Source organism: Neptuniibacter sp., assembly GCF_024231755.1.
Lineage (GTDB): Bacteria > Pseudomonadota > Gammaproteobacteria > Pseudomonadales > Balneatricaceae > Neptuniibacter.
The window spans coordinates 1-4,940 of the sequence record NZ_JAAEQH010000132.1 but is presented as its reverse complement, the minus strand read 5'-3'; the positions used below and the strand labels follow the sequence as shown (position 1 = coordinate 4,940).

Genomic DNA, 4,940 nt, shown 5'->3' with positions numbered 1-4,940 from the left:
CCCCATTGAGAATATCTCTTTCAAGAAAGATAGCTCTCTGGCCATGCTCTGGGCCGCTCAGCAGAAAGGCTGGGAACTATGGTACATGGAACAGCAACATCTGTTTTCCCGTGATGGCAAAGCACAGGCGAAAATGGCGCCCCTCACGGTGGCTATGGATGAAAACAACTGGTTTGAACGCGGAGAGTACCAAACTCAGGATCTATCCGAGCTGAATGTTATCCTGATGCGCAAAGATCCTCCGTTTGATAACGAATTTATCTATACCACCTATCTGCTGGAACAGGCAGAAAAAGAGGGCACGCTTATCGTTAATAAACCGCAGAGCCTGCGCGATTTTAACGAGAAACTTTTCGCCACCCACTTCCCTCAATGCTGCCCTCCAGTTCTGGTCAGCAAGCATGAAGATCTTCTACGAGAGTTCCACCGTGAGCATGGCGATGTAATTTTCAAACCATTAGATGGCATGGGTGGTTCACAGATCTACCGCATCAAAGAAGATGGATTGAATCTAGGGGTAATTATTGAGACGTTGACTGAACATGGTCAGCAAACCATCATGGCTCAGAAATACATCCCTGAAATTGTAGACGGTGACAAACGAATCCTTCTGGTAGATGGACACCCGGTTCCTTATGCACTAGCCCGAATTCCTACCGGTGGTGAAACAAGAGGAAACCTGGCAGCTGGTGGCCGTGGCGAAGGCCGCGAATTAACAGACCGGGACCTATGGATTTGTAAGCAGGTTGCACCTACTCTCAAAGAGAAAGGGCTGCTGTTTGTAGGCTTAGACGTTATTGGCGATTATCTGACAGAGATTAACGTTACCAGCCCAACCTGTATTCGCGAGCTGAACAATCAGTTTGGCCTGGATATCGGCATGCAGCTGATGGATGCGATCGAACGTAAACTTCAAATTCAGTAAAGCGGTATTAAAGAGGCCCCAACAGAGTGAACACCGTTGCCACACAAGCTGTAACTGCTGCTGACCGCTTAGGCTTCACTCTGTTTTTCGCTGTTGCACTACACGCTGTAACTATCATTGGCATCACCTTCACAGCTGAAGACAAACGTCCACCGCAAAAAACTATCGAAGTTACTCTCGCACAATACCAGCAGAAAGAAACACCCAAAGAAGCGGACTTTATAGCTCAGGCAAATCAAGCAGGCAGCGGTAACAGCGAGGAAAAAAGTCTGCCAGCTACCAACCAGAAAGCTTCTTTTCAGGATCAGCAGATCAACACCCTAGCACCACAACAGAATTCTGTTAAAGCGCCTGTAAAAGAAGTTCAGCAACCTAAACCAGCACCACAAAAAGCCTCTCCAGAACCACAAAAATCGATTGCCGTCAGCACCCCCAAAAAACAGGTGGTAACTACCACTGCATCAAAACCGAAACAAGCCGCAGCAAAAGCAGCCAAGCCAGAACCAGAGAAGGTGAAAGCAGCATCTCCCGGCACAGCTACATCCCTACTAGCACGCAGCCTAGAAATCGCCAGCTTACAGGCAGATTTAGATAATCATCGAGAGATGATGGCGAGAAAACCTCGTATTAAACGACTAACCTCAGCTTCTACACAAAAACGTGAAGATGCTCTCTATTTGGATAACTGGCGCAAGAAAATTGAGAACGTAGGCAACCTAAACTATCCGGAAGAAGCCAGACGCAACAAGATGTACGGCAGTTTGCGTCTATTGGTTGCCGTTAATCCTGACGGTTCTGTAAAGAACATCGAAATTTTGCAATCGTCTGGCAGACGGATCCTGGATGATGCAGCAATTCGCATCGTACGCCTCGCCGCTCCATTCCAACCCTTTCCAGTTGAGATGAGAAAAAGTACGGATATTCTGGAGATAATCCGTACCTGGAAATTTGAGAAAAGAGCCTATGTATACTAATTCTTAATACAGTGCATTTTTAAGAGTCCGCATTATGACACCATCCAGCCAATGTCTCCGGGACCACTTTCTGATCTCCATGCCTCACCTTAATGATCAGAACTTTTCACAAACTGTTACCTATATATGCGATCATAGCGAGTACGGTGCGATGGGTATTGTTGTTAATCGCCCCGTAGGCATTACCCTATCTGAACTTTGCGATCATCTTAATCTGCACTGCCCCTCCATAGCCAATCAGCAACAAGAGATTTTCAGTGGAGGCCCCGTTCGCAATGACCGGGGTTACGTACTACATAAAGCCACCGATCCTGTTGAGTGGGCTTCTAGCCACTGCATAGCTGATAACATCTACCTCAGCACCTCAATGGACGCTATAGAGGCTGCCGCAGAGGGCCGCTTCAATCATGACTATCTGATCGCACTGGGCTGTGCAGGTTGGGGACCCGGTCAATTAGAACAAGAACTCAGCGACAATGCCTGGTTAAGCTGTCCCGCAAATTCAGATATACTATTCAGCATTCCGGTCGGGGAGCGACTACAAGCAGCAGCCTCCACGTTAGGCATCAATCTTGACCTCCTGACCGCCCACAGTGGACACGCCTGAAACCTAATCTATCAGGCATAATTAGCCCTATAGAATAAGGTTCTACCCTTAAATGAGCAGTACAATTAATCAGGCACTGGCTTTTGATTTTGGCACCAGCCGTATAGGTGTAGCTACTGGCCAATCCATTACAGGCACAGCCTCTCCGCTCAATCCTATTTCTGCCCGCGATGGCATCCCTGATTGGGACCAACTCGCCACTCTTATAAACGAGTGGCAACCCAATGCGTTAGTGATTGGAATTCCGCTGAATTACGACGGCACAATCAGTGACATGGCTCATCGAGCCCGTAAGTTTGCCAACCGTTTACACGAAAGGTATAAAATCCCCTGCTTTTTGATGGATGAGCGCCTCTCCACTGCGGAAGCAAAAGAGATCCATTTTGCAGCAGGGGGCAGTGACAATTTTAAAGAAGAATCGGTTGACGGGTTGGCGGCTCAACTAATTCTGGAAAGCTGGTTTAACTGCGAAATCCGCATACCCAGCCATACTCGATTGGAGGATGTATATGACCTCAAGCGCTCTTAACGCAGAGGCACTGCTAGATAAGTTAAAGCATGAGCTTTCAGCTTTGTTATCACAGGGCAAAAAAAATGATCCACTGATGATAGGTATCCATACCGGCGGGGTCTGGCTTGCTGAACGCCTGCATAAAGAGCTGGATATCAACAGTCCTTTGGGCGTTCTAGATATATCTTTCCACCGCGACGACTTCGAGCAGTCTGGACTGAACCCGAAAGTACAGCCCTCCAATCTACCATCACCAACCGAAGGCCGACATGTGATTCTGGTTGACGATGTCATTATGAGTGGACGCACTATCCGAGCTGCAATGAATGAACTGTTTGACTATGGCCGCCCAGCTTCTGTGACTCTGATCACCCTGCTTGATCTGCAACAACGCGAACTACCAATTCAGGCAGATATTATTGGTGGCACATTGGCCATTGGCCCTGAGCAGTCAGTTAAACTTACCGGTCCTGAGCCACTTGCTCTGGAAATCCGCAACCGTTCTTAATATTGAGTAGCTATCATGTTTGAACAAACTGATCCGAATCAGATTCAGCTTACTGATGAAGGTGGACTGAAGCACTTTATAACGACGGAAGGTCTCTCACGCGAACTGCTGACCGACATACTTGATAGAGCAGATTCCTTTGTAGATATGAGTGCTAAGCAGGTTAAGAAAGTACCTCTGCTACGTGGTAAAACGGTTGTGAACCTGTTTTTTGAAGCCAGCACCCGTACCTTGTCCACGTTTGAGTTGGCAGCGAAACGTCTATCCGCGGATGTACTCAATTTAAATATCAGTACCTCTTCCACCTCCAAAGGTGAAACACTTAAAGACACGCTGATGACGCTGCATGCAATGCACTCAGATATGTTTGTAGTACGTCACTCCAGCAGTGGTGCGGCACACTTTATCGCAGAACATGTCACTCCTGATGTTGCAGTTATTAACGCAGGTGATGGTCGTCATGCTCATCCGACTCAGGCAATGTTAGATATGCTGACTATCCGTCAGGCGAAAGGTGATTTTACGCCTTTAACTGTAGCTATCGTTGGTGACATTCTGCATTCCCGTGTTGCACGCTCTCAGATCCACGCTCTGCGTACGCTTGGCGTCAGTGAGATCCGCGTTATCGCACCCAACACCCTATTACCACGCAACATCGAATCTCTCGGCGTTAAGGTTTACACAAATATGCAGCAAGGCATTAAAGATGTAGATGTGGTTATGATGCTCCGCCTGCAGAAAGAGCGCATGAACAGCGCACTACTGCCAAGTGAAAGCGAGTTTTATAAACTCTACGGCCTGACTATGGATAAACTGGCACTGGCAAAACCCGATGCGGTAGTCATGCATCCGGGACCGATTAACCGTGGTGTAGAGATCGCATCTTCTGTAGCCGATGGCGAAAAGTCGCTTATCCTTGATCAGGTGACTAACGGTATTGCCGTGCGAATGGCGGTCATGTCCATGGCTATGAGTGGCCAAACCAAAAACCGTTCCGAATTAACTGAAGCTGGAGAGTAATAGCAATGAATATTCTAATTCAGGGCGGGCGTATTATTGATCCAGCAACAGAAACCGATAGCGTCGGTGATCTGTATATTCAGGATGGTAAAATTGCTGCCATCAATTCAGCACCTGCAGATTTCAGCGCTGATCAGACTATTGATGCCCACGGCCAGATTGTCTGCCCAGGCCTGGTTGATATGAGTGCTCACGCTCGTGAGCCCGGCCCATCTCAAAAAGGCTCGATCAAAACTGAATCTTCTGCCGCAGTTGCCGGAGGAGTAACTACATTTGTGACTCCACCTACCAGCAGCCCGGTGGTAGATACACCTGCAGTTGCAGAGCTAATCAAAGACCGCTGCCAGGAAGCTGGCAAGATGCGCATTTTGCCAATGGGTGCTCTAACCAAAGGT

General features: G+C 48.0%; 6 protein-coding genes and 1 pseudogene. All 7 read left to right on the top strand.

Going from position 1 to position 4,940, the window contains the following annotated elements:
* The coding region (gene gshB / locus GY843_RS07735; protein WP_297308230.1) for a glutathione synthase at window positions 1–925 on the top strand (925 nt) is incomplete at its 5' end.
* A 26-nt stretch (window positions 926–951) separates the two neighbouring features.
* Window positions 952–1,899, top strand: coding sequence for an energy transducer TonB (locus GY843_RS07730; RefSeq protein WP_297308227.1), 948 nt, complete (start codon window positions 952–954; stop codon window positions 1,897–1,899).
* A gap of 34 nt (window positions 1,900–1,933) precedes the next feature.
* Window positions 1,934–2,506 (top strand): YqgE/AlgH family protein, encoded by a 573-nt coding sequence (locus tag GY843_RS07725; RefSeq protein ID WP_297308225.1) that lies wholly within the window; start codon window positions 1,934–1,936, stop codon window positions 2,504–2,506.
* A gap of 52 nt (window positions 2,507–2,558) precedes the next feature.
* The gene (gene ruvX / locus GY843_RS07720; RefSeq protein ID WP_297308223.1) at window positions 2,559–3,035 is read left to right on the top strand and encodes a Holliday junction resolvase RuvX; all 477 of its coding nucleotides are present in this window, start codon (window positions 2,559–2,561) and stop codon (window positions 3,033–3,035) included.
* Window positions 3,016–3,525, top strand: coding sequence for a bifunctional pyr operon transcriptional regulator/uracil phosphoribosyltransferase PyrR (pyrR, locus tag GY843_RS07715; RefSeq protein ID WP_297308221.1), 510 nt, complete (start codon window positions 3,016–3,018; stop codon window positions 3,523–3,525). Before ruvX ends, pyrR begins: the two co-directional genes overlap by 20 nt.
* A 15-nt stretch (window positions 3,526–3,540) precedes the next feature.
* The gene (locus tag GY843_RS07710; RefSeq protein WP_297308219.1) at window positions 3,541–4,545 is read left to right on the top strand and encodes an aspartate carbamoyltransferase catalytic subunit; all 1,005 of its coding nucleotides are present in this window, start codon (window positions 3,541–3,543) and stop codon (window positions 4,543–4,545) included.
* 5 nt (window positions 4,546–4,550) lie between these two features.
* Window positions 4,551–4,940 (top strand): annotated as a pseudogene (locus GY843_RS07705) (dihydroorotase); the annotation flags it as partial.